General features: G+C 75.4%; 27 protein-coding genes. 15 read left to right on the top strand and 12 right to left on the bottom strand.

Annotated elements, in window-relative coordinates; translation table 11 throughout:
• Positions 1-2 precede the first annotated feature (2 nt).
• Entirely contained in the window at positions 3-1,439 is a 1,437-nt protein-coding gene (gene rox / locus OG618_RS32540; protein ID WP_329491187.1) for a rifampin monooxygenase, read from the bottom strand.
• A 500-nt stretch (positions 1,440-1,939) separates the two neighbouring features.
• Between rox and OG618_RS32545 the strand changes: the two genes are divergently transcribed.
• Positions 1,940-2,656, top strand: a complete 717-nt coding sequence (locus OG618_RS32545) for a helix-turn-helix transcriptional regulator (protein ID WP_329491188.1) — start codon at positions 1,940-1,942, stop codon at positions 2,654-2,656.
• A gap of 58 nt (positions 2,657-2,714) precedes the next feature.
• Positions 2,715-3,848 (top strand): aminotransferase class I/II-fold pyridoxal phosphate-dependent enzyme, encoded by a 1,134-nt coding sequence (locus OG618_RS32550; protein ID WP_329491189.1) that lies wholly within the window; start codon positions 2,715-2,717, stop codon positions 3,846-3,848.
• Between the two features lie 18 nt (positions 3,849-3,866).
• Here OG618_RS32550 and OG618_RS32555 read toward each other — a convergent pair whose 3' ends face one another.
• From OG618_RS32555 to OG618_RS32565, 3 genes are all read right to left on the bottom strand, one after another.
• Positions 3,867-4,970 (bottom strand): GNAT family N-acetyltransferase, encoded by a 1,104-nt coding sequence (locus tag OG618_RS32555; protein ID WP_329491190.1) that lies wholly within the window; start codon positions 4,968-4,970, stop codon positions 3,867-3,869.
• A 22-nt stretch (positions 4,971-4,992) separates the two neighbouring features.
• Positions 4,993-6,042, bottom strand: coding sequence for a polysaccharide deacetylase family protein (locus OG618_RS32560; protein ID WP_329491191.1), 1,050 nt, complete (start codon positions 6,040-6,042; stop codon positions 4,993-4,995).
• Between the two features lie 493 nt (positions 6,043-6,535).
• Complete coding sequence (locus OG618_RS32565; RefSeq protein ID WP_329491192.1) at positions 6,536-6,946, bottom strand: hypothetical protein; 411 nt, start codon at positions 6,944-6,946, stop codon at positions 6,536-6,538.
• Positions 6,947-7,337: 391 nt separating this feature from the next.
• On the opposite strand from OG618_RS32565, the gene OG618_RS32570 reads away from it, so the two are divergent.
• The 10 genes from OG618_RS32570 to OG618_RS32615 all read left to right on the top strand — a co-directional run bounded on the left by OG618_RS32570 (position 7,338) and on the right by OG618_RS32615 (position 16,761).
• The gene (locus OG618_RS32570) at positions 7,338-8,165 is read left to right on the top strand and encodes a serine/threonine protein kinase (protein WP_442906898.1); all 828 of its coding nucleotides are present in this window, start codon (positions 7,338-7,340) and stop codon (positions 8,163-8,165) included.
• Between the two features lie 6 nt (positions 8,166-8,171).
• Positions 8,172-9,797: a serine/threonine-protein kinase gene (locus tag OG618_RS32575; protein WP_329491193.1), complete on the top strand. Its 1,626-nt coding sequence runs from the start codon at positions 8,172-8,174 to the stop codon at positions 9,795-9,797.
• 105 nt (positions 9,798-9,902) lie between these two features.
• Positions 9,903-11,003, top strand: coding sequence for a calcium:proton antiporter (locus OG618_RS32580; protein WP_329491194.1), 1,101 nt, complete (start codon positions 9,903-9,905; stop codon positions 11,001-11,003).
• Positions 11,004-11,325: 322 nt separating this feature from the next.
• Positions 11,326-12,303 (top strand): ABC transporter substrate-binding protein, encoded by a 978-nt coding sequence (locus OG618_RS32585; RefSeq protein WP_329491195.1) that lies wholly within the window; start codon positions 11,326-11,328, stop codon positions 12,301-12,303.
• 157 nt (positions 12,304-12,460) lie between these two features.
• Positions 12,461-13,780, top strand: coding sequence for a geranylgeranyl reductase family protein (locus OG618_RS32590; protein WP_329491196.1), 1,320 nt, complete (start codon positions 12,461-12,463; stop codon positions 13,778-13,780).
• A 215-nt stretch (positions 13,781-13,995) separates the two neighbouring features.
• Positions 13,996-14,655 carry a TNT domain-containing protein gene (locus OG618_RS32595; RefSeq protein WP_329491197.1) on the top strand — a complete coding sequence of 220 codons (660 nt, stop codon included), beginning with the start codon at positions 13,996-13,998 and terminating at the stop codon, positions 14,653-14,655.
• A gap of 109 nt (positions 14,656-14,764) precedes the next feature.
• Positions 14,765-15,370 carry a GNAT family N-acetyltransferase gene (locus OG618_RS32600; RefSeq protein ID WP_329491198.1) on the top strand — a complete coding sequence of 202 codons (606 nt, stop codon included), beginning with the start codon at positions 14,765-14,767 and terminating at the stop codon, positions 15,368-15,370.
• Positions 15,371-15,481: 111 nt separating this feature from the next.
• Positions 15,482-15,934, top strand: coding sequence for an HAD family hydrolase (locus OG618_RS32605; protein ID WP_329491199.1), 453 nt, complete (start codon positions 15,482-15,484; stop codon positions 15,932-15,934).
• Between the two features lie 69 nt (positions 15,935-16,003).
• On the top strand, positions 16,004-16,447 hold the full coding sequence (locus tag OG618_RS32610; RefSeq protein ID WP_329491200.1) for a hypothetical protein: 444 nt from the start codon (positions 16,004-16,006) through the stop codon (positions 16,445-16,447).
• A 5-nt stretch (positions 16,448-16,452) separates the two neighbouring features.
• Positions 16,453-16,761 carry a hypothetical protein gene (locus OG618_RS32615; RefSeq protein ID WP_329491201.1) on the top strand — a complete coding sequence of 103 codons (309 nt, stop codon included), beginning with the start codon at positions 16,453-16,455 and terminating at the stop codon, positions 16,759-16,761.
• 21 nt (positions 16,762-16,782) lie between these two features.
• On the opposite strand, the gene ligD is transcribed toward OG618_RS32615, so the two are convergent.
• From ligD to OG618_RS32650, 6 genes are all read right to left on the bottom strand, one after another.
• Positions 16,783-18,657: a non-homologous end-joining DNA ligase gene (gene ligD, locus OG618_RS38085; protein ID WP_442906899.1), complete on the bottom strand. Its 1,875-nt coding sequence runs from the start codon at positions 18,655-18,657 to the stop codon at positions 16,783-16,785.
• A 73-nt stretch (positions 18,658-18,730) separates the two neighbouring features.
• Positions 18,731-19,348 carry a TetR family transcriptional regulator gene (locus OG618_RS32630; protein WP_329491203.1) on the bottom strand — a complete coding sequence of 206 codons (618 nt, stop codon included), beginning with the start codon at positions 19,346-19,348 and terminating at the stop codon, positions 18,731-18,733.
• Positions 19,345-20,466, bottom strand: coding sequence for a saccharopine dehydrogenase (locus tag OG618_RS32635; RefSeq protein ID WP_329491204.1), 1,122 nt, complete (start codon positions 20,464-20,466; stop codon positions 19,345-19,347). The genes OG618_RS32630 and OG618_RS32635 overlap by 4 nt, the downstream gene beginning before the upstream one ends.
• A 43-nt stretch (positions 20,467-20,509) precedes the next feature.
• Positions 20,510-20,857, bottom strand: coding sequence for an MmcQ/YjbR family DNA-binding protein (locus tag OG618_RS32640; RefSeq protein WP_329491205.1), 348 nt, complete (start codon positions 20,855-20,857; stop codon positions 20,510-20,512).
• Positions 20,858-20,906: 49 nt separating this feature from the next.
• Complete coding sequence (locus tag OG618_RS32645) at positions 20,907-21,329, bottom strand: VOC family protein (protein WP_329491206.1); 423 nt, start codon at positions 21,327-21,329, stop codon at positions 20,907-20,909.
• 35 nt (positions 21,330-21,364) lie between these two features.
• Positions 21,365-22,249, bottom strand: a complete 885-nt coding sequence (locus tag OG618_RS32650; RefSeq protein WP_329491207.1) for a helix-turn-helix domain-containing protein — start codon at positions 22,247-22,249, stop codon at positions 21,365-21,367.
• Between the two features lie 139 nt (positions 22,250-22,388).
• Here OG618_RS32650 and OG618_RS32655 point away from each other — a divergent pair, with 139 nt between their 5' ends.
• Complete coding sequence (locus OG618_RS32655) at positions 22,389-22,823, top strand: CBS domain-containing protein (RefSeq protein WP_329491208.1); 435 nt, start codon at positions 22,389-22,391, stop codon at positions 22,821-22,823.
• 178 nt (positions 22,824-23,001) lie between these two features.
• Here OG618_RS32655 and OG618_RS32660 read toward each other — a convergent pair whose 3' ends face one another.
• Positions 23,002-23,394 (bottom strand): transglycosylase family protein, encoded by a 393-nt coding sequence (locus OG618_RS32660; protein WP_329491077.1) that lies wholly within the window; start codon positions 23,392-23,394, stop codon positions 23,002-23,004.
• A 462-nt stretch (positions 23,395-23,856) separates the two neighbouring features.
• Here OG618_RS32660 and OG618_RS32665 point away from each other — a divergent pair, with 462 nt between their 5' ends.
• Positions 23,857-24,369 (top strand): universal stress protein, encoded by a 513-nt coding sequence (locus OG618_RS32665; RefSeq protein WP_329491209.1) that lies wholly within the window; start codon positions 23,857-23,859, stop codon positions 24,367-24,369.
• 95 nt (positions 24,370-24,464) lie between these two features.
• On the opposite strand, the gene OG618_RS32670 is transcribed toward OG618_RS32665, so the two are convergent.
• Positions 24,465-24,740, bottom strand: a complete 276-nt coding sequence (locus OG618_RS32670; RefSeq protein WP_329491210.1) for a chaplin family protein — start codon at positions 24,738-24,740, stop codon at positions 24,465-24,467.
• Between the two features lie 329 nt (positions 24,741-25,069).
• Here OG618_RS32670 and OG618_RS32675 point away from each other — a divergent pair, with 329 nt between their 5' ends.
• Positions 25,070-25,357, top strand: a complete 288-nt coding sequence (locus tag OG618_RS32675; protein WP_329491211.1) for a hypothetical protein — start codon at positions 25,070-25,072, stop codon at positions 25,355-25,357.
• Positions 25,358-25,448 lie beyond the last annotated feature (91 nt).

Genomic DNA, 25,448 nt, shown 5'->3' on the forward strand with positions numbered 1-25,448 from the left:
GCTCAGCCGACGGGTGCGCCGAACCACTCGGCGAGCCGGTCGAGCAACTCGCCCTGGTCCTCGCCGACCCAGGCCACATGGCCGTCCGGCCGCACCAGCGCCGCGGGCACGTCCACCTGCGCGCCGGCGTCGGCGACCCGGTCGACCCGGTCCGCCCAGCCCGCCACCGAGAGCCGCCCGGTCCGGTCGAGCAGCAGGCCCCGGCCCTCGTGCATCAGCCCGTAGAGGCGGCCCTCCGCCAGCCGGACGTCCCGCAGCCGCCGGCCGACCAGGTCGTGGCCCCCGCCGAGGTCGTAGCGGACCTCGACCGCCGTGATCATCCCGGTCACCTGGCGGTTCACCTCCTCGATGTCCATCAGCCTGGACAGCAGGTTCCGCAGCGCGGTCGCGCCCGGGGAGGCCCCCAGCAGCGTGATCTGCGCCCGGGTGTTGTCCAGCACGGCGGAGCCCACCGGGTGGCGCTCGGCGTGGTAGCTGTCCAGCAGCCCCTCCGGTGCCCAGCCGTTGACCGTGGCGGCCAGCTTCCAGCCGAGGTTGAACGCGTCCTGGATACCGGTGTTCAGGCCCTGGCCGCCGGTCGGCGGATGGATGTGCGCGGCGTCGCCGGCCAGCAGCGCCCGGCCGACCCGGTAGCGCTCGGCCTGCCGGGTGGCGTCGCCGACCCGGGAGAGCCAACGCGGCGAGTGCACACCGAAGTCGGTGCCCGCGAAGGCCCGCAGCTGCTGCTTGAACTCGTCCAGGGTCGGCGGGACCGACCGGTCCTCGGCCACCCCGGCGGCGGGCACGATGATGCGGAACACGCCCTGCTGCCCGTCGACGTCGGGGGCCACGCCGAACCGCGGCTGGGTCGCGCGGACCTGCTCGACGACGGCCGCGATGGTCGCCCGGTCCTCGGCCGCCCCCATGTCGCCCAGCAGCGTATCGACGGTGGTGGGCTCACCGGGGAAGGCGACGCCGAGCAGCTTGCGCACCGTACTGCGGCCGCCGTCGCAGCCCACGAGGTAGCGCGAGCGCAGCCGCGTTCCGTCCGCCAGCTCGACGCCCACCCCGTCCTCGTCCTGGCTCAGTCCGACCACCTCGCGGCCGCGCCGGATCTCGGCCCCGAGTTCGTGGGCGCGCTCGGCGAGCAGCAGTTCCGTCGCGGTCTGGGAGACGGCGAGTCCGTACGGGTGGGCGGTGTCCAGCGTCTCCGGCCACGCCTTGTGGACGCCGCCGAAGAAGCCGCCGATCCGGAACTTCTCGCCCGCGGCGAGGAACCGGTCCAGGAGACCGCGCTGGTCCATCATCTCGACGCTGCGCGTGTGCAGGCCGCGCCCGCGCGACCGGGCGTCCGGCTCCGTCGCCCGCTCCAGCACCACCACCTCCACTCCGGCCAGCCGCAATTCGGTCGCCAGCATCAGGCCGGTCGGTCCGCCGCCGACCACGATCACGTCAATCATCAGAACGCCCGTTCAACGAGAGTGGATTTCCGGACGGTCGGCCGCTGCCCGTCCGGTGGTGCGTACACCCCGGCCCATGCCGGATTTCCGTGTCCGCGAGCTGCGCCGGGAGTTCCGGCCGTCGTGCGGCCCCCGCGCCGGGAGCGGTGGACGGGCGCCGATCCGTCAGGGCCGCAGGTCCCGGCCCAGGTCGACCATTGTGCGGCGGCCCCGGGGTCTTGCCGCAAGGCCGGGGGTGCGCTATATCTTGGTAGCGGCGAGGAGTGGATTCACCTCCTCGCCTTAGTCATTTCCCCGTCCGCGGCTTCCTTCCGAATCGGTGCCGCCGTCCGGACGGAATTGTTCCGGGCACGGTGAACCCCCGGGCCCTTTCGAGAGCGCGCCCATTCTGCGGCCATTCCCCCCGGAGTTTCGGCGCGCCGCGCCCGGCGCGCCCGTGCGGTGGCAGCCCCGCACAGTCGCTCTGGACGGAACGTCCGGGCTGGACGTACAGTCCAGATATGACCGCGGAGACCCCCGACCCACGCGTCCGGACCTGGGCGCCCGTCTGCCAGGCGGTGGCCCTGCTCCTCGGGCCGTACGCCGAGGTGGTGCTGCACGACGCCGTTCGGGACGAGGTGCTCGCCATCTGGCACCCGATGAGCGGCCGCGCCCCCGGCGACCCCTCGCTGCTCGGCGAGCTGGACGACCTGGTCCCTGCCCTGCCCGAGGTCTACGGGGCCGATGTCCTCGGGCCGTACGAGAAGCTGCTGCCCGACGGCCGGCGCCTCTCCTCGGTCAGCGCCGTCCTGCGCGACGACGACGGCCGGGCCTCGGCGGTGCTCTGCGTCAACCTCGACCGCGGACCGCTGGAGCAGGCCGCCGCCCTGCTGGCCGGCTTCGCCGCACCCACCGCGCCGCGGCCCGAGCCGCTCTTCGAGCGCGACTGGACGGAGCGGATGAACGACGTCATCGGCGGCTACGTCCGCGCCCACGGCCGCCCGCCGGACCGGCTGGGCCGCGAGGACCGGCTCGCCGTCCTGCGCGAACTCGACCGGGCCGGGGTGCTCGCGGTGCGCCGGGCGGTGCCGGCCGTGGCGACCGCGCTCAAGGTCTCGCGCTCCACCGTCTACACCCTGCTCGCCGAACTCCGGGCCGAGCCCGAGCCCGTCGCCGAACCCGAACGCCCGGCCGAACCCGCACCCGGGGCCGAACCCGAACGCCCGGCCGAGCCGTAGCCCGGTCCGGGACCGGGCTACGGGCACCGGACCCCACCGCACCGCAGAGGAACCAGTGATGACCACGCTCCCCGACTTCCGGCTCGAAACCTACTTCTCCCGCTGGGAGTTCACCGCCCGCCACCACCTCACCGCCTCCGACGCGCAGACCATGACGATGTCCGAACTCCTCGCCCTGGCGGACCAGGAGGAGCGGCAGGCCTGGGACACCCTGGCCCTCGGCTACACCGAGACCTTCGGCGACCCGGCCCTGCGCCGGGCGGTCGCCGGGATGTACGAGCAGGTCGGCGCCGACGACGTGATCTGCTTCGGCGGCGCCCAGGAGGCGCTCAACCTCGCCATGCAGGTGCTGCTCGGCCCCGACGACCACGCCGTCGTGCTGACCCCCAACTACCAGTCCGCCGAGACGATCCCGCTCTCCCTCTGCGAGGTCACCGGCGTCGCCCTGGACCCGGCGCGCGACTGGGCGCTGGACCTCGACGAGCTGGTGGCCGTGCTGCGCCCGAACACCCGGGTCGTCTCGGTCAACTTCCCCAACAACCCGACCGGCAAGGTCATCGGGGCCGACGACTTCACCCGCCTGGTCCGGCTCTGCGACGAGCGCGGCATCCGGCTCTTCAGCGACGAGGTCTACCGCGGCCTGGAGCGCGACCCGGGCCGCACCCTGCCGCAGGCCGCCGACCTCTCCGAGCGTGCCCTGTCGCTGAACGTCACCTCCAAGTCGCTCGGCCTGCCCGGCCTGCGGATCGGCTGGATCGCCTGCCGCGACCGGGAGTTGCGCTCCCGGCTGGAGCGCGCCAAGCACTACACCACCATCTGCAACTCGGCCCCCGGTGAGATCCTGGCCCGGATCGCGATCCGGAACCGGGAGCACATCCTGGCCCGCAACCGCGCGATCATCGACGCGAACCTGCCGCTCTTCGACGCCTTCTTCGCCGAGCACGCCGAACTGTTCGACTGGCGGGCCCCGGACGGCGGCTGCGTCGCGTACCCGCGCTACCTCGGACCGGACGGCGTCGAGGCGTTCTGCACCGCGCTGGTCGAGCAGGCCGGTGTCCTGCTGCTGCCGGCGAGCATCTACCGTTCCGAGCTCACCCCGACGCCGACCGACCGGTTCCGGATCGGCATCGGCCGCCGCGACCCGGCCCCGGCCCTGGAGGCCCTCACCGACTGGCTGAAGGGCCGGCGCTAGGGAGGCGCGGTGCCGAGGTCAGCCCTGCCGGGCCTCCTTGGCCCGGTGCTTGAGACCGAACAGCGCGCCGGAGAGACCGTGCGGCACCAGCCAGGACACGTCCTCGCGGTCCTCAGCTCCGAAGCGGTACTTGTAGGGCTCGGTGCCGCGCAGGAAGTCGAAGGTGGTCAGGCCCTGTCCGGCGGCCGCCCGGACGGCCTCGGCGATCACCGCCGTGCCGAGCCGCAGCGGGGCCCAGGCCTGGTCCCAACCGATCTGGTAGTAGGCGAAGGTGTCCCGCCAGCGGAACCCGTAGAGGGCGCCGACCACCTCCCCGGCGCGCTCGGCGACCAGGAAGGCCGGGCCCTCGCCGCGCCCGGTGGCGGCCGAGCGCTCGATCAGGCGCACGTGCAGCGGTGCGCGGGCCTCGTCGAAGGTGGTCGGCAGGCCGAGAGCGCCCCGGCGCAGCCGGTGCAGTCGGAGCACGGTGTGCAACAGGGTTATCCGCTCGGCGAGTTCGCCGCTCCCCACGGCCGGCGCCACCCAGCGGAAGGTGATCCCCCCGGCGGCGAGCTTGCGGCCGTAGCGGCGCAGGTCGGCACGGAACTGGCGGGAGCCGAGCGCGTCCGCACCCGGGGTGAGGTCGACCCGCGGGCACGGGGTGCGGCCGACCTCGACCGCACCGGCGGGCAGCAACCCGCTCTGGCCCGGGTCGAGATCGGTGAGCAGCAGGGTCGCCCGCCGGGCGCGCCGGGCCAGCCAGGCGGCCACCTCGGCCCGTCGCTCGGGTGCGACGGTGACGCCGCAGTGGTCGGCCGCGCCGGGGCCGGAGCCCAGCACCGTCAGACAGGGGACGGTCAGCGGCGCCCGCGGGTGCAGCCGCCGCCGGGTGCGCAGCAGCGGTACGACGGCGCTCACCCGGCCGTCCGGCTCGCGCCAGACGGTGACCTCGCCGCCGCCCTGCCGCGCGCCCAGCGTCTCCCACCAGGAGAGCGCCCACTCCGGCGTGGTGAACCAGGAGCCGCCCGGATCGGCGGCCGCCAGCTCCCGCCAGCCGTCCAGCACCCGCGCCGGCAGCGCGGCCGTCCGGTACCGGACCGGTCCGGGCGCCGCACCGACCGCACTCTTCGCCGTGATCTCCAACGCCCCGCCCCCCAGGTGGTGTTCAGGCGCCGCCGCGCAACCGGTGCACGGCCGGGTGCAGCCCCGAGAGAATGGTGTCGAACCTGTCCCGGCTCGTGGTGGAGTTCACCCGGAGCCGGCTGATTCGCAGCGGGCGTCCGGGCAGCAGCCGGTCGTGCCGGTGGTCGAACAGGAAGCCGACCCGGTAGCCGAGCCGGCGCAGCACGGGCTCGGCGCGCTGGTCGAGGTTGCCGTTGGGGTACGCGAAGGCGGTGGGTTCCTCGCCGTCGAGCCAGCCGGTGAGCGCGTGGTGTGCGGTGGTGATCTCGTCCCGGAGGGTGTCGTCCTCGCACTGGTCGAGGCAGGGGTGGCCGACGGTGTGGTTGCCGATCGCCACCCCGGAGCGGTGGAGCGTCAGCAGGTCGTGCCGGGTGAGCTGCTCCTGCCGGGGCGCGCGGGCCCGGGCGCTCTCGCGCAGTTCGGCGAGGGCGGTGCGGCGGTCGCGGTCGGGTAGGGTCTTCAGCCGGCGCACCACCGCGCCGGGCGGGCAGCCCGCCAGGCTGCGCGCGGTGCCGCCGCGGGAGGCCAGGAACGCGGCCTCGGACCACCAGAACGGCCGGTCGCCGTCGATGAGTTCGGTGACCACGAAGGCGGCGGCCGGGATCCGGAGCCGGGTCAGCACGGGCAGGGCCTCGGTGAGCACCGTCCGGTCGCCGTCGTCGAAGGTGACCAGCACGCTGCGGGGTGGCAGCGGACGGCCGGAGCGGACGGCCTGCTCGACCCGGGGCAGCGAGATCGGGCGGGCGATCCGGACCAGGCGGGCCATCTGGAGCGCGAAGGTCCGCGGGTCGTCCACGCCGTGGTAGGCGAGGACGGCGAGACGGCGGGTGGCGGCGAGCCGGAACAGCGGCTGCAGCGGGGAGTTGCGCAGCGCGGCGTCGACGCTGCTCCGGCGCCCGGCGAGCCGGCCGGGCGGGGGAGCAGCGGCTCCGGCCCCCCCGACCGGCGGCGGCGCGGCCCCGGTCGTCGGGCCGGCGCCTCTGCTGCTCGGACCGTCACCGGCCCCGGTCGCACGCGTGGTCCCCTCGGGCATCGACACGCTCCCCCTTCTCCCCGTGAGCACTGCCGTGAGCGACTGCCATCGGCGCTGCGGCGCGGGAGTCGGGCATGGCACACGGGCAGGGTCCGCCCGCACGGGCGCACCTCTGCCGGGTGGGCGGCCCGCCCCGCTCCCCGAATTGCCAAGATAGTGCAAAATCCCATGCTCCGAGGAGGGTTGCGCACGGCGGGCGGGTTTCGGGGGACAGGTTGGCGCATTGTCGGCGCGCGCCTGGCCCGAGTGCGGGCCGGGAGTCTCCTGAGTGGCCGCCGGTGGTGCCGGGGGAGCGGGTGGAGCCGGTCCGCCGGGGTGCGGGTGTGCCGCGCGGGGGTGGGCCGGCCGCCGGTTGCGGACCCGGCGGCCGGCCCCGGAGAGGGGCCCGACGGCCCCGGCTCACGGATCCCCCGTACTCCCCGTACTCCCCGTACTCCCCGGCGACCGGCGTCCCGGCGACGCGTGGCGGGGCACCGCGGGGTTCTCCGGTGGATCAGAAGGGGGCGGTGCAGGTGGTCACCTGGTGCTCGGCCTCCAGGGCCGGGCCGCCGACCGCGCAGATCATCTTGAGATCCCCGGTGACCACGCGCGGCGTCACGGCCTTGGCGTACCCCTTGGTGACGGTGGTCGCGGACGCGACGGTGACCCATGGGCTGCCCCAGGCTCGCTGCGTCCTGACCTCGACCTGAACCACCGTCAGCTGTGTCGAGGAGGCCGGCGAGACGTGCGCCACCCCGACGACTCCTCCGCCGTCCTTCTCCAGCCATACGCAGGGCCGGTTGACGGCGGCGATACACGCCACCTCACCGGTCCCGTTCGTCGTCGACGCCGCCGAGGCCGGGGTGGCCATCGACGCCGTGATCCCTGCCACCGCGACCATCAGGGCTGCGATCCGAGCGCGCATGATATGAACCTCCTTGGAAATCAAGGGAATCTCACTCCGTGGGATGAGTCTTGCACATTTCGTGGGCATGCCATATGTGTGCTGCGTCACACTCAAGGTGACCGTTCAACTACGCACCGCAACCGGCGGATCGGCCTCCGGTCGTGAGCGACCCCGGGCGGCGGGGCGAACCGGCCCGGAGGGCGCCCCGCGCGGCGCGTCGGCGACCGGCCCGGCCGACCCCGTCGTGAGCCGGTCCGCGGGCTCGCCAAGTCGACGTCGGGACAGTCCGGTTGACGCCCCGACGACCCCGGCCGCCCCGCGCCGCCCCGGCGTTCACTCGTACGGGTGGCGGACCGGCGCGAAGCCGTTCGGACGGCTACGATCGACGCGACCTACGGAGGTGGCCTGCGTGGACACGGTCATCGTGCAACTGCCCGAACCCCGCCCGAAAGCCCCGCCCGGCGGGCGGCCCGCACCGATCGGCGCGCGGCCCGGCCCGCCCGGTGGGCGCTCCGCACCGCCCGGCAGGCCCGCGCTGCTGCGCCTGGGCCCGGGCGAGGTCGCGGAGTTCGGGCGCGGCGAGCCCGGCCGCCCGCCCGCCATCCCCCTCACCGACCAGGGCGTCTCGCGCCGCGCCGGCGAGGTCACGGCCGCCGAGGACTACTGGCGGCTCTCCAACTTCAGCACCTCCGCGACGTACGTGGTGGAGAACCTCGAAGGGGCGGGCGAGCACGTCAAGGTGGCTCCCGGCCGGCTCGGCGCACCGGTGCCCTTCGAGTTCTCCCGGGTGCTCCTGCCGGCCCTCGGCGGGCCGGTCGCCTTCAAGGTGTTCGCACCCCAGCACGCCTACCTGGAGGGCGAACCGGCAGCTTCCGAGGGCGAGATGACGGTCAGTCCGTTCGCCCTCGACCCGACCTCCAAGTACTTCCTCGTCCTGCTCGCCCTCTGTGAGCCGCGACTGCGCTCGCCCTCCGCCGCCGTCGTCCCCGGCGTCACCGACGTGCTGGCCCGGCTGCGTTCGCTGCCCTCCTGCCGAGGGCTCACCCGATCCGCCGTCAACTACCACATCGACTACCTGGTGGCCACCAAGCTACGGCTGCGCGACACGCCGGACGAGGCGCCGGACGACGCCGCCCGGGCCGGTGGCAAGCGGGAGGAGCTCGTCGCGCTGGCTCTGCGGTTCGACCTCGTCCGGGAGGAGCATCTGGCCCTGCTCCCGCCCCGGCGGGGCGGCTGATCCGCCGTGCCCGCGCCCGCCCGGCCCGGCCCGCCGCACCTCGACGTCCCGGCCGGCTACACGGTGGCCGGGTACCGCATCGCCGAGCTGCTCGGCGCCGGTGCCTGGGGCAGCGTCTACGCCGCCCATCGGCCGGGCGGCGGACCGGCCGACCTCGCGGTCAAGTTCCTCTGCCCGGCCCGGCTCAGCCCCGGCCAGCGCCGCACCATGGCGCAGCTCGCGCGCAGCGAGATGCGGTTCGGCCGACGCGCGGACCACCCGAACCTGATCCGCACGCTCGCCGTCCTCACCGTCGCCGACCCCGCGCACCCGGGGCTCGACGGCGCACTGGCGCTGGTGATGGAACGTGCCGAGCGCAGCCTCCAGGACGTCCTCGCCGCCGCCCGGCCGCACACGCTCGTCCCCGACGCCGAGCGGATCCTGGCCGGGGTCTGCGCCGGGCTCGCCCACATGCACGCCGCGGGCTGGGTGCACGGCGACCTCAAGCCCGGCAACATCCTGCTGATGCCGGACGGCACCGCCCGGCTCGCCGACTTCGGCCTCACCGTCGAACTGGAGGGCACCCACGCCTACGCCCCGCCGCTCGGCTCGCCCGACCACGTGCCGCCCGAGTGGTGGTCCCAGCGCACCGGTGCGCGCGGTGTCGCGGTGCGGCCGAGCGCCGACATCTGGGCCTTCGGGGTGCTCGCCCACCAGCTGCTCACCGGCGGGCTGCACCCGTTCCTCGGGGCGACCGCCCGGGCCCGCGCGCTCGCCGCGCAGGCCTACGCGCGCGGCGTGGCGCCGCTGAGGCTGGACGACGCGCTGCCCGCGCGCTGGCGCCCGGCCGTCGCGGCCTGCCTGACCGCGGACCGGGCGAAGCGGGGGCGGGTGGACCTCGCCGCCCTGCGGGTCGCGCTGCTCGCGGCGGCGGCGCCCGGGCCCGCCGGTGCGCCGGGGGCGCGCGGCCCGGTGCGGGCGCCGCGCCCGGAGCGCGCTCGCCGGCTGCTCGCCGGGGCCGGTCCGGCCGCGCTGGTCACTGCCGTGCTGCTGATCGCGGGCGGCCCGGAGCCGTCCGACCGGGCGTCGGCCGGATTGGCGCCGGGTGCACCGACCGCGCCGGCGTCCGGTGGCCCGTCCTCCGGGGGAGCGCCGCAGGCGCCACCCTCGGCGACCGCCGCCCTGGCCCCGGCCGGGGGGATCCCGGTGGGCTCCGACATCCCCGAGGCGCTGCGCGGCCCGATCCAGGACGCCGCCCGGCGCTGCCCCGAGCCCGAGATCACCCCCGCCCTGCTGGCGGCCATGCTCAAGGCCGAGAGCGGCTTCGACCCGGAGGCCGCCCGCCCGGAGACCGGCGAGTACGGCGTCGCGATGTGGACGCCCACCGTCTTCAACGCCTGGGCGCAGGACGGCGACCACGACGGCACCAAGGACTACATGGACCCGGCCGACGCGATCGTCTCGATGGGCAACTACGTCTGCTGGCTCGACCAGCAGCTCAAGCGCCGCGGCTACACCCGGGACCTCCCGGCCCTGATCACCGCCGGCTACCGGACCAGCGACAAGACCGTCGCCGACGCGGGCGGCGTCCCCGACCGGGTGAAGCCGCACGTCGCGAGGGTGCTGGGCTACCTCGCGGAGTACGGGGGCTGAGCGGCCCGGAACGGTTCGGACACGGTATGACCCCGACCACATCCGTGCCGCCCCACCGGCGGGGTTGCCCGGCTACCGGGCCCCGGCAATGCGATGCTCGGCCGCATGATCACGAAGCTCCGCGCGGCCACCACGCAGTGGACCGTCGTCGTCCCGGTGGTGTCGTTCGTCGTCCTTGTCCTCACCTGGCACCGCGACCTGCCCGGCTGGGTGGTGGGCGTGATGGCCTGCTTCCTGGCCGGCGCGGTGCTCGCCGCGGTGCACCACGCCGAGGTGGTGGCGCACCGGGTGGGGGAGCCGTTCGGCTCGCTGGTGCTGGCGGTCGCGGTCACCGTCATCGAGGTGGCGCTGATCGTGACCCTGATGGCGGACGGCGGGGACAAGGCCGCGACGCTCGCCCGGGACACCGTGTTCGCCGCCGTGATGATCACCTGCAACGGCATCCTCGGCCTCTCCATCCTGGTGGCCGCGATCAAGTACCGGGTGGCGGTCTTCAACGCCGAGGGCACCGGCGCGGCGCTGGCCACCATCGGCACCCTCGCCACGCTCAGCCTGGTGCTGCCGACCTTCACCACCAGCTCGCCGGGACCGCAGTTCGCGCCCGCCCAACTGGCCTTCGCGGCGGCCGCCTCGCTGGTGCTGTACGGGCTGTTCGTGGCCACCCTGACCTTCCGCCACCGGGACTACTTCCTGCCGGTCACCCCCGAGGGAAAGGTGCTCGACGAGGAGGACCACGCCGATCCGCCGACCATGCGCGCGACCCGGGTCAGCCTGGCCCTGCTGGCGGTGGCGCTGATCTCGGTGGTGGGCCTGGCCAAGGGCGTCTCGCCGACCATCGAGTCCGCCGTCTACTCGGCCGGGCTGCCGTCCTCCGTGGTGGGTGTGGTGATCGCCCTGCTGGTGCTGCTGCCGGAGACCATCGCGGCGCTGCGCTCGGCCCTGCGCAACCGGGTGCAGACCAGCCTCAACCTGGCGCTCGGCTCGGCGCTGGCGAGCATCGGCCTGACCATCCCGGCCGTCGCGATCGCCTCCGCCTGGCTCCCGGGGCCGCTGGAGCTGGGCCTCGGGCCGACGCACCTGGTGCTGCTCGTGTTGACCGTCGCGGTCGGCACGCTCACCGTCATCCCGCGCCGCGCGACGCCGCTGCAGGGTGCCGTCCACCTCTCGGTGCTGGCGGCGTACGTGGTGCTCGCGATCAATCCCTGAGCGGGCGAGGGCCGGGCGGGAGCGGGCCGAAGCGGGCCGAAGCGGGCGTAACCGGCGGTCCGGCGACGAGGGGGTCGCCGGACCGCCGCTTACGCCCGCCGGGCCGCCGTCCGCCCACCCGCCGCCCGGGCCCGCCGGGGCGGCGTGCGAGGATGGCCCGGACCGCCCCCGACGGCGGACCTCCGCCGACCGGCCACCCCCTCACCCCAGGGTGGCCCGACTGGGCACACGGCGACGAGGTCCGCGCTCCGTACCCCGGCAGCCATTCCGGCGCGGCGTCTCCCTGCCTGCTCCCCCTCACCTGCGAAGAAGACGCACCGCGATGCTCCGCACCCGTTTCGCCGTACCCCCGTCCGGACCGAACCCCACCTCCCCGACCACCCGCTCCCGCACCCGCTCCCGGGTACCGCTGCGCGCCGCCGCGCTCGGCGCGGGCGGGCTGCTGCTCTCCGGCTGCGGCAGCGCCCCCGTCGCCCAGCCCGGCAGCCAGCAGGACCTCCGCGCCCGCCTCCCCAAGGCGGTCAGGGACGCCGGTGTGCTCAAGATCGGCTCGTACCTGACCTACCCGCCGGTGGACTTCAAGGACCCGGCCGGCGAGCTCGCCGGGCTGGACCCGGAGCTCGCCAGGGCGATCGGCTCCCACCTCGGCCTCCGGGTCGAATTCACCGACATGCCGTTCGACAAGCTCATCCCGGCCGTCCAGGCCAAGCAGCTCGACCTGGCGATGTCGGCCGTCATCGACACCAAGCAGCGCCAGCTCGGCGCCGCCGACGACGGGCACCAGGCCGACCCGGGCGTGGACTTCGTCGACTACTTCGCCACCGGCACCTCGATGGTGGTCAAGGCCGGCAACCAGCTGAACCTCACCACGCTGGACAGCCTCTGCGGCCGGACCGTCGCCGTCCAGCGCGGCACCGTCCAGGACGAACTGGCCGGCCGGCAGACCGCGGCCTGCCTGCGGATCGGCAAGCCCCTGCAGATCCACCGCTTCGACACCGACGAGCAGGCGCTCGCCGAGGTGGCCTCCGGCGCCGCGGTCGCCGATCTGAACGACTACCCGGTGGCCCAGTACAACACCACCCAGCCGGGCCGGGCCGGGGTGTTCCAGCTGGCCAACACGCATTTCCTGCAGTCCGGCCCCTACGGCATCACCGTCGCCAAGGACAACACCGCCCTGCGGGACGCCGTCGCCAAGGCGCTGGACCAGGTGATCCGCGGCGGCGAGTACGACAAGATCCTCGACAAGTGGAACGTCCGCTTCGGCGCGGTCTCCAGCGCGGTGGTCAACGGCGGCCTCTGACGCGGTGGCGCCGACCCCGCCCCGATGGCCGCAACGACCGGCGATCGGGGCGGGGCCCGCGTGTCGGGGCGCGGCACGGTGGTCGCTGTCCCTATCGTCTGAGACCGCTGAGTCCGCTGAGTCCGCAGCCGATCCGATGACCACGTGGGAGTGCGAGATGCCAGGCCCAGAGCAGCAGTTGTCCGCCGCCGGTGCCACCGGCCGCCCGGAGGACGGCGCCGACGTGATCGTGGTCGGCGCCGGCCCGGCGGGCTCCACCGCCGCCTACCACCTCGCGCGGACCGGGCTCGACGTGCTGCTGCTGGAGAAGTCCTCCTTCCCCCGGGAGAAGGTCTGCGGCGACGGCCTGACACCCCGTGCCACCAAGCAGCTGGTCGACCTCGGCATCGACGTCTCGGAGGAGGCCGGCTGGCTGCACAACCGGGGGCTGCGCCTGGTCTCCGGCCGGCGCACGCTGGAGCTGGACTGGCCGCAGCTGTCGGCCTTCCCCTCCTTCGGACTCGTCCGGCGGCGGGCGGACTTCGACGAGCTGCTCGCCCGCCGGGCCGCCTCGGCGGGTGCCCGGCTGGTCGAACACGCCAATGTGGCGGGCCCGTTGGTCGACGAGAGGACCGGTCGGATCACCGGTGTGACGGCCCGGCTGGGGGAGGACCGGCGGCCCGTCGACTACCGCGCGCCGCTGGTGGTCGCCGCCGACGGGAACTCCACCAGGCTCTCCCTCGCCATGAAGCGCTACCGCCGCACCGACCGCGCGATGGGCGTCGCCTACCGGACGTACTTCACCACCCCGCGGCACCAGGACCGCTACCTGGAGGCGTGGCTCGACCTGCGCGACCCGAAGGACCCGGCGCGACGCCTGCTGCCGGGCTACGCCTGGGTGTTCGGGATGGGCGACGGCACCGCCAACGTCGGCCTCGGCGTGCTGGACACCGCCGCGGTGGCCGGCGAACTCGACTGGCGCGACCTGCTGCGGCGCTGGTGCGCCGCGCTGCCGCCCGAGTACGGCTACACCCCCGAGGGCGTCACCGAACCCGTCCGGGGCTCCGCCCTCCCGATGGGCCTCAACCGCCAACCCCACTACGCCGACGGCCTGTTGCTGGTCGGTGACGCGGGTGGGACGGTCAGCCCGGCGACCGGCGAGGGCATCGCCTACGCGATGGAGTCCGGTCGGTACGCCGCCGAGACGGTCGTCCAGGCGCTGGCCCGGCGCACCGACCGCGGCCGCGAACTCGCCCTGCGCGGCTACCCGCAGGCCTTGCGCTCCGCCTACGACGGCTACTTCGCACTCGGCCGGCTCGTCGCCGACGTGCTCGGCCGCCCCCGGCTGCTCGGCGCCGCCGGTGCGCTCGGCCTCGGCCACCCGGCCCTGCTGAAGGTGGCCTTCCGGCTGATGGTCAACCTCACCGAACCGAACTCCCGCGACGCCCTCGACCGGGTGGTGCACGCCCTCGGCAAGCTGGCACCCAGCAGCCGCTGACCGACGGCCGGTCGCCCCGGGGGCGTGACCCTCCAGTCTGCGCGCCCCTAGGGCCGGGCGGGCGCCGGTTGGCCGGATCCGGTGGGACGGGTGGTGTCGTGGGCCGTTCCGGTTGACGGGGGGTCAGGTGATCCGTTTGTCTGGGTGGCGACACGGACACGGAGGGTGACAGACCATGCTCCGGTCCGCACCGACGCCGATCCGACGGAGACACCGTGCACCTTCGCCTTCGCCTGCTTCTCGCGCCGCTCACCGCGGTAGTGGCCCTGCTCGCCCCCGCCGTTCCGGCGTCCGCCGCCGACCCGGCCGAAGCCACCCCCTCCGACGCGTGCTCGGCGGCCGACCACCACGGCGACCCCCGCCTCGGCCCCGAGGACCTGCCGCGCACCGGCCCGGTCGGCCGCGAGCTGATCGGCTACCGGCGCACCGGCGGCCTCCCCGAGGACACGTTCCTCGCCACCTACTACGGCGCCACCGCGAACAACGGCGGCCCGGGCTGGATCTACCCGCCGGCCGACGGCTACCTCACCCTCCCGGACGGCACCCCGGTCGAGGTCGAGGTCACCCTGTACCCGAACCAGAACATCGACCGCTACGGCAGCGAGTACGGCGCCTTCCTCGCCCCCGAGGGCCTGCCCTACGCCAGCCGCTCGATCCCCCCGCAGAGCCTCGACAGCACCCCGGCGCCGGGCTGCAACTACCACGACTACAAGGTGCTCAAGCCGTTCAAGGTGCACGCCGGCCCGATCGCGCCGTGGTTCGGCCAGCCCGGGCTCGGCCTCCAGTACCAGCTCGACGCCGGGCTCGTGCCGGACGGGCCGGCCCGGCTGAACGTGCTCTGGCTCGTCGACCACGGGTACCTCGCCCGGATCTGACGCCCGCCGGAGGCCCGCCGGACCCGCCCGCCGGGCCTCCGCCGCCGGGAGGCCCGGCCGGGCGCGAAATTCGTTGGCGCGCCCACCCGGTCCGGGATAGGAAGGCCCGATGAGTACCACTGAGACCACCCCCGACCGGCGCGGCTTCACCGCCGTGATCCTCGACCTGGGCGACATCCAGCTCCACCCCTGGGGCCGGCTGACCGACGTCCGGGGCGGGGTGGTGCCCGGGCTGCTGGCCGCCGCCGCCGATCCGGAGATCGCCCGGTGGAACCCGCTCCGCGCCACCGACCCGGCCGGGGCCGAGGCCTACCTGGACCGCTGCGACGCGGGCTGGGCCGACGGCGCCACGGCCGCCTTCGCGGTGGTCGGCGCCGCCGGCGGCACGCTGCTCGGCAACTGCGCGCTCCGCTGGGTCGACCGCGCCGACGGGCTCGCGATGATCGGCTACTGGCTCCTCCCGGCCGCCCGCGGGCGCGGCGTCGCGACCCGGGCCGTCCGGGCCGTCACCGGCTGGGGCATCGCCACGGCCGGGACCCGCCGGATCGAGATCGCCCACGCGGTCGGCAACGACACCTCCTGCCGGGTGGCCGAGCGCTGCGGCTACCCCGCCGAGGGCACCCTGCGTGCCTCCCACCACTACGGCGACGGCGGCTACCAGGACGAGCACCTGCACGCCCGCCTCGCCACCGATCCCGAGCCGCCGCTGCGCTGACCGGTCCTCCCGGTCCGGCCCCGGCGCAGCCGTGCCCGGGCGCGCGGCGGGGGTACGGGCCTAGTCTGGAAGGGCGCGTCCGTGCGCGGTGCGGAACGGGGACGGTGGGCCATGACGGTCATCTCGGCGGCACTCTTCGGTACCGACTGGCGCACCGCGTCACCCGGCTCCGAAGCGTTGCTGCACGAGTGCGCGGCGCGAGGCTGGACGGTCCTGGTGATGGGGCCCGGGCCGGCCGAGGTACCGGTCCTGGCCCTGGCGGCCCCGGGTGACGAGCCCGTCCGGGCGGCCCTCGGCCTGGTCGACGGCAGGCCCGAGCACGCGGTGGTGGTCGCCGCGAGCCTGCGCGAGGTGCTGATGGCGCGTCGCGCGCGGGTCCCGTGCGTCGCCGTGGCGGGCGACGCCGGACCGCGGTCCGAGCTGCGGGCGGCCGGCGCGGTCGAGGTGCACCGCGACGCCGTCGCCCTGTTGCGCGTGTTGGACGACAGCCTGTTGGCCCGGCCCCGGGCCTTCGGCGACTGCCGCCCGACGGCTCCGGCCGCACCGGCCGGCCGGAGCGGTTGACGTACACCCCGACCGGGCATCCGCCCGGAGACGAGGACGGCGTCACCGGAAGCGTCGGAGGTGACCGAGATGGACGGACCCGCGTTGAGCGGACGGGAGCGGCGTCTCCTGGAGGAGATCGAGAGCGATCTGCGCCAGGACGCCCGCCTGAACCGGCGGTTGAGCACGATGGGGGTCAAACAGCCGGGGCGGGTCCGGGGCGGGCTGAGTCGCCTGTGGCACCGGCTGCCCGCCGGGGTGGTGATGACGGCGCTGGTGATGTCCGCGATCTGCCTGAGCATCGGCGTGCGCACCCCGACCGTGCCCGTACTGACCGCCGTGGTACTGGTCTGGACGGTCAGCGTGGCCGTCGCGGCCGTGGTGGCGCTGCTGCTGCGGCGGCGCCGCCGCGCGGCCGGGATCCCCCCGGAGGGCCCGCTGGGCGGCGACCGCCCCGACGGGCGGGAACGCCCGGACGGCCGGGACCGGCCCGAGGGCCGCGAGCGCCGGCCGTGGGACCGGCCGGAGGCGTGAGCGCCATGACCACCGAACTGCGGGAGTACCGTCCGGGCTCCCACCATGCCGCCGACCAGACCCTGGTCGGCTACGAGGTCGAGGGCACCGACGGTCCGCTCGGGCGGGTCGAGCGGGACACCGGCGACCGGCTGCTGGTCGATGCCGGGGCGTGGGTACCGGGCTTCCGGGTCCCGGTGCCGGTCGCCCTGGTGGCCCGGATCGACCATCTGGAGCTGGTGGTCCACCTGGACTGCCCCCGGGCGCACGTCCGCGCCCTCCCCCCACCCGCCGTCGTCGAGGCGCGCGGGGGCGGCCGGCCGCCCCGGGGGTGATCCCGGCCCCGGGCGCGCGGATCAGTCGCCCCGCAGCCGGACGAAGGTGGCCGCCGGCGGCCGGCCGGTGACGGTCACCTCCGCCCGCAGCGGGCCGGTCAGCGGCCGCAGGCTGCCGTGGTCCGGGTCGCGCACCGGTGCGCCCAGCAGTCCGTCCAGCGCCTCCGCGACCTGCCGCGCCTGCACCGCGGTGAGCCGGGGCGTGGAGAGCAGCACCGGGCCGTCGTCCAGCTCCAGGACCAGCGCCTGCGGCCGGGCGGCCGTTCCGACGACCGCCCGGACGGTCGCGTCGACGGTGTCGCTGCGCCGGTACTTGACCCAGAGCCGGCCGGCGCCGCGCGCCCGGTAGGCCGAGCCGGCGGCCTTGCAGACCAGCCCTTCGACGCCGGTGTCGGCCAGCTGCTCCATCCAGCTCAGCGCCTCCGTCCGGTCGGTGGTGGCCAGCACCGGCTGGACCGGCGGCGGGACGCCGTCGAGCGCGGCCAGCAGCAGCCGGCGCCGGTCGGTGAGCGGCAGTCGGCGGACGTCGCGCCCGGGCAGCGCGAGCAGGTCGAAGGCGACCAGCCCGAGCGCCACCCCGTCCGACGCCCGGCCCTCCCGGGTGCGCAGCAGTTCCTCGAAGGCGAACCTGCCGTCCCGCCAGGCGACCAGCTCCGCGTCCAGCACCAGCCCGGCGGGCAGCCGGGCCACGGCGGCGGCGATCGGGGGGAACTCCGCGCCGAGGTCCCGCCCGGACCGGGACTGCAGGAACGCCGGGCGCTCCCCGCGGGCGAAGGCCACACAGCGGAAGCCGTCCAGTTTCAGCTCGTACTGCACGCCGGAGCCGCCGAGACCGTCGGACGGCGGGACGGCGGTCACGGCGGCCGGGCGCATCACCTCGACGGGCGGCTCCAGCACCACCGGGGAGCCGGTGCCGCTACCGGTGGCGGTGCGGGTGCGCGTGCGGGTGCTGCTGCGCGGCGGGTCGCTGCGGCCGGCCGGTGGCTCGTCCGGCGACGAGGGCGCCGACGCCGGCGAGGGGAGCGGGCGGGCCCGTCCACCCTCCAGGAGCGGCGCGAGCAGGTCCCCGAACTCCGCCAGCCGGTCCGGGAGTTCGGCGAGGTCGAAGGTCAGGTCCGCCGTCGAGCCGGCCGCCTCCAGCTCCGCCCAGGAGACCGGCGTGGACACCGTGGGCCGGGGCCGGGCCCGCAGGGTGTAGGGCGCGGCGGTGGTCTTCCTGGCGTTGTTCTGCGACCAGTCCACCAGGACCCGCCCGGCCCGGCGCGCCTTCGCCATGGTGTGCACCACCAGGTCCGGATGGGCCGCCTCCAGCGCGGCCGCGAGGGCCTTGGCGTAGGCGGAGACCTTGCTGCTGGGCGTCGGCTCCAGCGGCACCAGCAGGTGCAGCCCCTTGGAACCGGAGGTCTTCACCCAGCAGTCGAGGCCGTCCGCCGCCAGCCGCTCGCGCAGCAGCCCGGCCACCGTCCGGCAGGTCAACACCGACGCGCCCTCGCCCGGGTCGAGGTCCAGCACCAGCCGGTCCGCCAGCCCGGGCGCGGCGGCGTGCCACTGCGGCACGTGCAGCTCCAGACAGCCCAGGTTGGCCGCCCAGAGCAGCGCCGCACCGTCGTCCAGCACCACCTGCCGGAGGTCCCCGGAGCTGCTCGGCACCTCCACGGTGCGGACCCAGCGGGGTGTCCCGGCGGGCGGGTTCTTGGCGATGAACGCCTCGCCCTCGACCCCCTCCGGACAGCGCAGGAAGGAGACCGGACGGTCCCGCAGATGGGGCAGCAGCACGGTGTGCACGGCCGCGTAGTAGCGCAGCACGTCCCCCTTCAGCGTGCCGGTGCGCGGGTAGTACACCTTGTCCAGGTGCGAGAGGGCGATCGTGCGCCCGTCCACCACCATCTGCGGCATGGCCGCCTCCGAGCTGCGCCGGGACCGCGCGCCCGTTCGCCGGGCCCGCGCAGCCAGTCTGCCCGCCCGCCCGCTACGGCGCGAGCAGGCTACGGGCCGTCCGGAGCAGCTCCTCGTCGGCGGCCGGCTCGCGCACCCCGGCGAGGCCGGAGCGGAACAGCGAGGCGCCCTCGACCAGCATCAGGAACACCTGGGCGCGGCCCTGGACGACTGCCTCCGGCAGGTCGGGCCGGCGGTCGGCGAGGAAGGCCGCGATCCGGGCCCGGTAGTCGGCGTAGAAGGCGCGGACGGCGTCCGCCACCGCCTCGTCCCGGGCGGCGAAGGCCCAGACCTCGGCGAACAGCCGCACCAGCCGGACGTCCTCCTGTTCGGCCAGCAGGGCGCTGATCAGCGCCTGTGCCGTCCGGTCGGCGGCCTCGGCCGCCCCGGCGCCCGCCGGGTCCGCCGTCGCCGCCGGGTCCGCCGGGGCGAGCAGGGGCGCCAGCCGCTCGGCGGACCGGGTGAGCACCCGCCCCAGGACGGCCGCCACCAGCGCGGCATGCGTCGGGAAGTAGTACTGCAGATGCCCCAGCCGGACCCCGGCCGCCGCCGCGACCGCCCGCATCGACAGCTCGGCGCCGCCCGCGGTCACCAGCAGGTCCTCGGCCGCGTCCAGGAGTTCCGCGCGCCGCTGCTCGCCCTTGCCGCTCACGCCGCCACCGCCGCCCGCTCGCTCCGGACGTCGACCGTGACGCCCAGGGCCGCGAGATCGGCCAGGACCCGCCCCGGGCGGGGCGTCTGCTCCGGGAACGCCACCCCGGCCGGAGCCGGCGCGCCGTCCGTCCCGAGCACCCGTCGCAGGCCCAGCAGGGCGCCGACCGCCGTCAGGTGCGCCTGCCCGGAGCGGTCCTCGACCACCGCGCCCAGCCCGGCCCCGCCGTGCCCGACGTCGATCCGCAGCCGGGCCACGCCGCCCTCGCCGGGCGAGTACAGCAGGGCGCGCCGGGCCGGCTCCCAGCGGTCGCCCCGGCCCCAGCGGAAGAGTCCGGTGTGCTTGGCGGCCAGCAGCGCCGCGGTGCTGAGCGGGGAGCTGAAGCCGATCCGGGTGGTGGCGGTGGTCGTACCGAGCGTGAGCGGGAGGGTGAACTGCTCCGGCGTGTCGATCCCGGCGACCTTGGTGGCGTCGTCACCGATCCGTACGGTGCGCGGCCCGCTGAGCGGGGCCACCGACCGGCGGCGGCCGTCCCGGACCACCTCGTAGTCCAGGCCGAGCCGGTCCATGAACTCCACCGAGTCGGCGCCGGCCCGGTCCGCGAGGTCCCAGCGGATCGCGGTCTCGACCCGCTCGGCGCCGCCGAGCCGCTCCGCCAGGGCGGCCGCGACCAGGCTGGTGACCCCGCCCATCCATGCGGAGGAGAGCAGCACGGGGCTGCTCGGGCGCAGCAGCGCCGCCACCGTGGCGGCCCGCTGCAGCCGGGCCGTCCAGCGGGTCACGTCCACGAACGGCACACCGGCCCGGACGGCGGCCCGCAGCACGCGGTCGTCCGGGTCGTTGACCACCCCCACCACGGCGCGGACGGCGGCCTCGAAGGGCGCCGGGTCGGCGAGGTCCCAGCGGCGGACGGTGACGGCGGGGGTGCCGGCCGGCTGCCCGAGCTCCTGGGCGAGCGCGGCCCCGCGCTGCTCGGAGCGGCCGGTGAGCAGCAGGGGCCAGTCGGGCGCCGCCAGCCGGGCCAGCTCGGCGCCGACGGTGCCGTAGCCGCCGACCAGCAGGACGGGACCCTCGGGATCGTGGGTCAGGTGGTCGTGGACGTCCGGGGAGAGGTTCATGGGGAAAGAATAGGTCAGTCGACCTAAAAGTTCTGTGAGCCCGTCAACGGAGCCCCGTCACCAGCGCGTACGCGTCCCCGACGTGGTCCTCGATCCGGGCCCAGTCGATCGGCGGTCCGTCGAGACGCACCCCGACCCAGCCGCGGTGGCCCACGTACGGAGGCCGGAAGTACCGCTCCGGCGCCTCGGCGACCAGTGACTCCTGGGCGCCCGCCGGAGCCGGGCACCAGAAGGCGAGGCGGTCGTCGTGGTGGTGGTCGGCGAGCATCACGAACAGCCGGGCCCGCCGCCCGGCCCCGGCGAACCAGGTCGGCTCCCCGTGGCTGACCCGCTCGGACACCTCCGGCAGCGCCAGGCAGAGCGCCCGCAGCCGGTCGACGGGGCCCGCCACCCCCGTAGGGGGCCCCGCCGGCCCCGCGGCCGTCACCGCGGCCACCGCCTCAGCCGGCAGACGGGCGGGGCGAGCCCGGGTAGGTGCCGAAGTACCACTGGTTGCCCTCCGGGTCGGCGGCCGCGAAGTCCCGCGAGCCGTACTCGGTCTCGTGCAGCTCCTTGGTGATCCGGGCCCCGGCGGCCACGGCCCGCGCGTGCAGGGCGTCCGGCTCCGCCGTGACCACGTACGCGCTGAAGGCGCCCGGCTGCCCGGGGCAGGGCTCGCCGCCCCCGGCCTCGGGCCGGTCGGAGCCCAGCATCACGCCACCGCCCTCCGGCCAGGCCAGCTCGGCGTGCGCGACGAACTCGCCCTCGCCGTACGCGACGACCTCCTCGAAGCCGAAGGCCTCCACCAGGAAGCGGATCAGGGCACGGGCGTCGCGGGCGCGCAGGCTGGGCCACACCTGCGGGGCGGGCGTCTTCTCGTTCATGGGGATCTGCCTCCTCGGGGCGGTTCGGGTCCCTCTCACGACCCCCACTCTGGCGCGGCCGCCCCCGGGCCGCCTTGGACGTTTCGGAACTTCGCCGCGTCCGGGCCCTCCTCGGCCAGCCAGAGGCTGGGCGCGCACCCGGCCAGCGCGCGGAACTCGCGGGCCAGGTGGGCCTGGTCGAAGTAGCCGCAGCGGGCCGCCAGCTCCGCCAGCCGGGGCGCCGGGCCCGCAGCGGCCAGCAGGTGCCGGGCGCGGTCGAACCGGATCACCCGGGCGGCGGCCTTCGGGGTCAGCCCGGTCTCGTGGCGGAACCGGCTCCGCAGGTGCCGGCTGCTCCATCCGGTCTCCCGCGCCAGCGCCGACACCGGGAGCGACCCGCCACTGCGCCGCAGCTCGGACCAGGCGCGGACGACCTCGGGCGGTACCCGCCCGGAGGGACGGGCGGCGCGCAGCAGCGCGCCGTCCAGGACGGCGAACCGCTCCGGCCAGTCGGCGGCCAGTTGGAGCTCCTCCTGGAGCCGCCCGCTCGCCCGCCCCAGCACGGCGTCCGCCGGCACGTCCACGCCCGCCAACTCCCCGGCCGGCAGGCCGAGCAGGGCGCGGGCGGCCAGCGGGTGGACGGCGATCTGGACGCCGGACTGCCGCCCGTCGTGGGTGATCAGGGCGGGCGAGGTGTGCAGCCCGCCGAGCAGGGTGGCGTAGTCGCCGCCGGGCTGGGCCGGATCCGGGTGGCCGGCGACGGTCAGCGGCTCGTCCAGGGTGAGGATGAAGGTCAGGTACGGGGACGGCAGGCCCCGGTGCACGGCGGGTGCCAGGCCGCGCTGGCGGTAGCCGGAGTACCAGGCCACGTACGGCCGCAGCGCGCTGGCGGGCCGGGCCCGTACGGACTCGTCGACCGGGCCGGGGAGGTCCTGCGTCACGCCCCCAGTATCGCTCCCGGTGCCGGTCCCGGCGGGCCGGGGGCGCCGCCGTGCTGGCTCGCGGGCGCCCGGGGTGTTGCTTATGGTGAGCGCACCGGAACACCCGGTGCTCGGGGGGAAGACCTGCGAAGGAGTCCCAGTGACCACTGCCCGAGAGATCATGCACACCGGTGCCCAGTGCATCCGCGCCGACCAGACGCTCGCCGAAGCCGCCATGATGATGCGGGACATGAACGTCGGCGCTCTCCCGATCTGCGGCGACGACCAGAAGCTGAAGGGCATCATCACCGACCGCGACATCGTGGTCCGATGTATCGCGGAGGGCAAGGAGCCGGCGGACATGACCGCCATGGAGCTGGCCGGGCACCTGCACTGCGTCCGCGCCGACGACTCCATGGAGGCGGTGCTGAAGAAGATGGAGCAGCACCAGATCCGGCGCATCCCGGTGATCGACGGCGACCGGCTGGTGGGCATGATCAGCGAGGCCGACCTGGCCATGGGCCACCGCGACGGCCACCGGCTGACGGACCAGCAGATCATCGAATTCATGGACAGCGTCTACATGATGCGGTGATCGCGCGGCGCCGGGCCCGGTGCGGGAGCGCCCCGGGTCGAGTCGGCCGGTGCCCCTCCGCGTGAGCGGCTCGGCGCCGTCCGGGTGTGCCACGACGCCGCTGGACCGGATCGGGTGGTCGGGTGCAGCGGCGTTGTCGTGCCCGGGTGGGCGGGTGTGGCGGGTGGTGCTGGGGGTGTTACTTGGTGAGGCCGGCCTTGACGGAGCAGACGGGCCAGGCGCCGGGGCCCTGGGCGGCGAGGACCTTCTCGCCGATGGCGATCTGCTGGGCCTTGGTGGCCTGGTGGGCCTGGGGGGCGTAGGTGGTGCCGCCGAAGGCTGCCCAGGTGCTGGAGGTGAACTGGAGGCCGCCGTAGAAGCCGTTGCCGGAGTTGATGGCCCAGTTGCCGGTGGCTTCGCAGGCGGCGACCTTGTCCCAGACGTTGGCGGGGGCGGCGGAGGCGGTGTTGGCCGTGACGAGGCCGGCCACGGGCAGGGCGGTGAGGGCGCCGGCCATGAGTGCCGTGCGGACGCGGTTGCGGCGCTTGGTGGCGGTGGTGGTGGCGGCGGTGGTCTCGTTACGGAGGGTCATGCGGGTCCTTTCGGGGGGTGGGTGCGAGCGTGCGGAACCAGGCCCTGGGTGGGGTGGTTTCGTGTCGCGGGGGGTGGGGGCACCGGGTGCGGTGCGGGGTGGTGGGCCCTGCGGTGCGTGGTGGTCGGTGCAACGGGTTCGAAGTTACGGGGGTGGGGTGGGGGTTTCAAGGATTCGTAGGTTTGGGCTGGTGGGTGGGTGGTTACCGGGGGTATGGATCTAGGGATTGGGCTGTTTTGAAGGTGTTTGCCCCGTTTTTCAAGATCGTTTGGGGGGTGGGAGTGGTCCGGGCCACAGGTTTGGGGGTGTGAGGCCGGGCACATCGTCGACGGTGGGTGACGGGGTGTCGGCGGGGGGTGCGGATCGTGGGGGGTGGGGGTCCGGGGTCGGGTGGCGCGCACCACAGCCCTCACCCGACGTGCCCCGTCCGCTCACCCGGCGTGTCCGCCATAGCCTCTGGGCATGAGCAACGAGAGCGATGCAGAGGCCGTCGGCGGCGCCGAGGAGCCGGGGGCGGCGGTCGCGCCCGCCGGGTTCGAGCTGGGGACCGACGGGCCCAAGGTGATCCTGGCGGGGCTGGACGGCTCGGAGTCCTCGTGGCGGGCGACCGCCTACGCGGCCGGTCTCGCCCGGCGGCAGAACGCGACCCTCGCGGTGGCGTACGTCCAGCCCGTCCTCGGGGCGGCCACCGCGCTCGCGGGCGCGGCCGTCGGGGAGACCACGCAGGAGATCGCCGACGAGCTGCTGGCGGCGCTGCGTGAGGCGGAGCGGCGGCTGAGCGACGTCTGGCGGCTGGACTGGCGCTTCCTGACCCTCCGGGGCGACCCGTTCGCGGGCCTCGCGCGGATGGCGGACGAGCTGCGGGCGGACGCCGTGGTGGTCGGCGGCTCCGAGCAGGCCGGGCACCGGGTGATCGGCTCGGTCGCGGTCCGGCTGGTGAAGGCGGGCCGCTGGCCGGTGACCGTGGTGCCGTAAGGGGGGAGGGGCGGGGGCCGGCGGAGTTGGACGTGCGGAAGGGCTGCGATCCGGGTGGGACCGGACCGCAGCCCTTCCGGCTGTCGGGAGGTCGCTCAGCCGAGGATGCTGACGCCGTTGCCGCAGATGTTGATCGGGATGCTGATCGGGATCTGGATCTGGTTGCCGGAGAGGACCCCCGGCGAACCGGTGACGACGCCGCTGGCGTAGGCACCGCCGGTGTTGACGCAGGTGGTGCCGGAGGACAACTCGGCCGCGGCGGCGCTGTGCCCGACCCCGTCGCAGTCCCCCGCGAAGGCGGGGCCGGTGGATATGACGGCCAGCGCGGCGGTGAGACCGGCGGCGAGCAGGTACTTCCTGGTGTTGGTCATGCCGGTAGGAATAGCCAGCCGACACGCTGAACCGGACACGATCCGACCGGAGTGCCACCCGATCGGCGCTGCGATCCGACTCGGATGCAGGAACCGGGCCGGCCGGCCGTCACCCGAACGGCGGGCATCGGGCGCGAGCACCGCCGGGCCGCCGGTCCCGGTCCGGGGCCGGGCGCTGTCCCGGCTCGCGGTCGGGGCCGCGATGGGGCGCCGGTCCCGTGCGTCCGGGACGTCCGCCGTCCGATGCTCGATGCGCGGGGCCGGTACGACGGCCCCGGGGCGTACCGCCCGACGACCCGCTACGGCTCACGCCACGCAAGGGAGACCGCATGTTCGCGCACTGGGGTACCTTCACCAAGAACGACACCCTCGGAGACTGTCTCGGCGTGGCCCAGAGCGCGCTGCAGCGCCAGGGCTTCCAGGTCTGGGACCTCGCCGGCGACGGCGACTACCAGGTGATCGGCGGCAACTCCGCCGTGATCGCCAACATCGTCTGCGTTCCGCAGTCCGGGAACATCTGGATCACGGTCAGCGCCTACTCCACCGACTCGGCGCTCGCCGAGCGGACCCGGAACGACGTCCGCACCTACATCGTCAACTCGGTCCGGATCGACTGAGACCGGCCGGTTCCGGCCGGGCCCCGGCGCGAGCCGGTCCGCGGGGCGGTGCCACCCGCCCGCCCTCGGGCCGGTTCGTACCCGGCGATAG

The organism is Kitasatospora sp. NBC_01246 (assembly GCF_036226505.1).
GTDB lineage: Bacteria > Actinomycetota > Actinomycetes > Streptomycetales > Streptomycetaceae > Kitasatospora.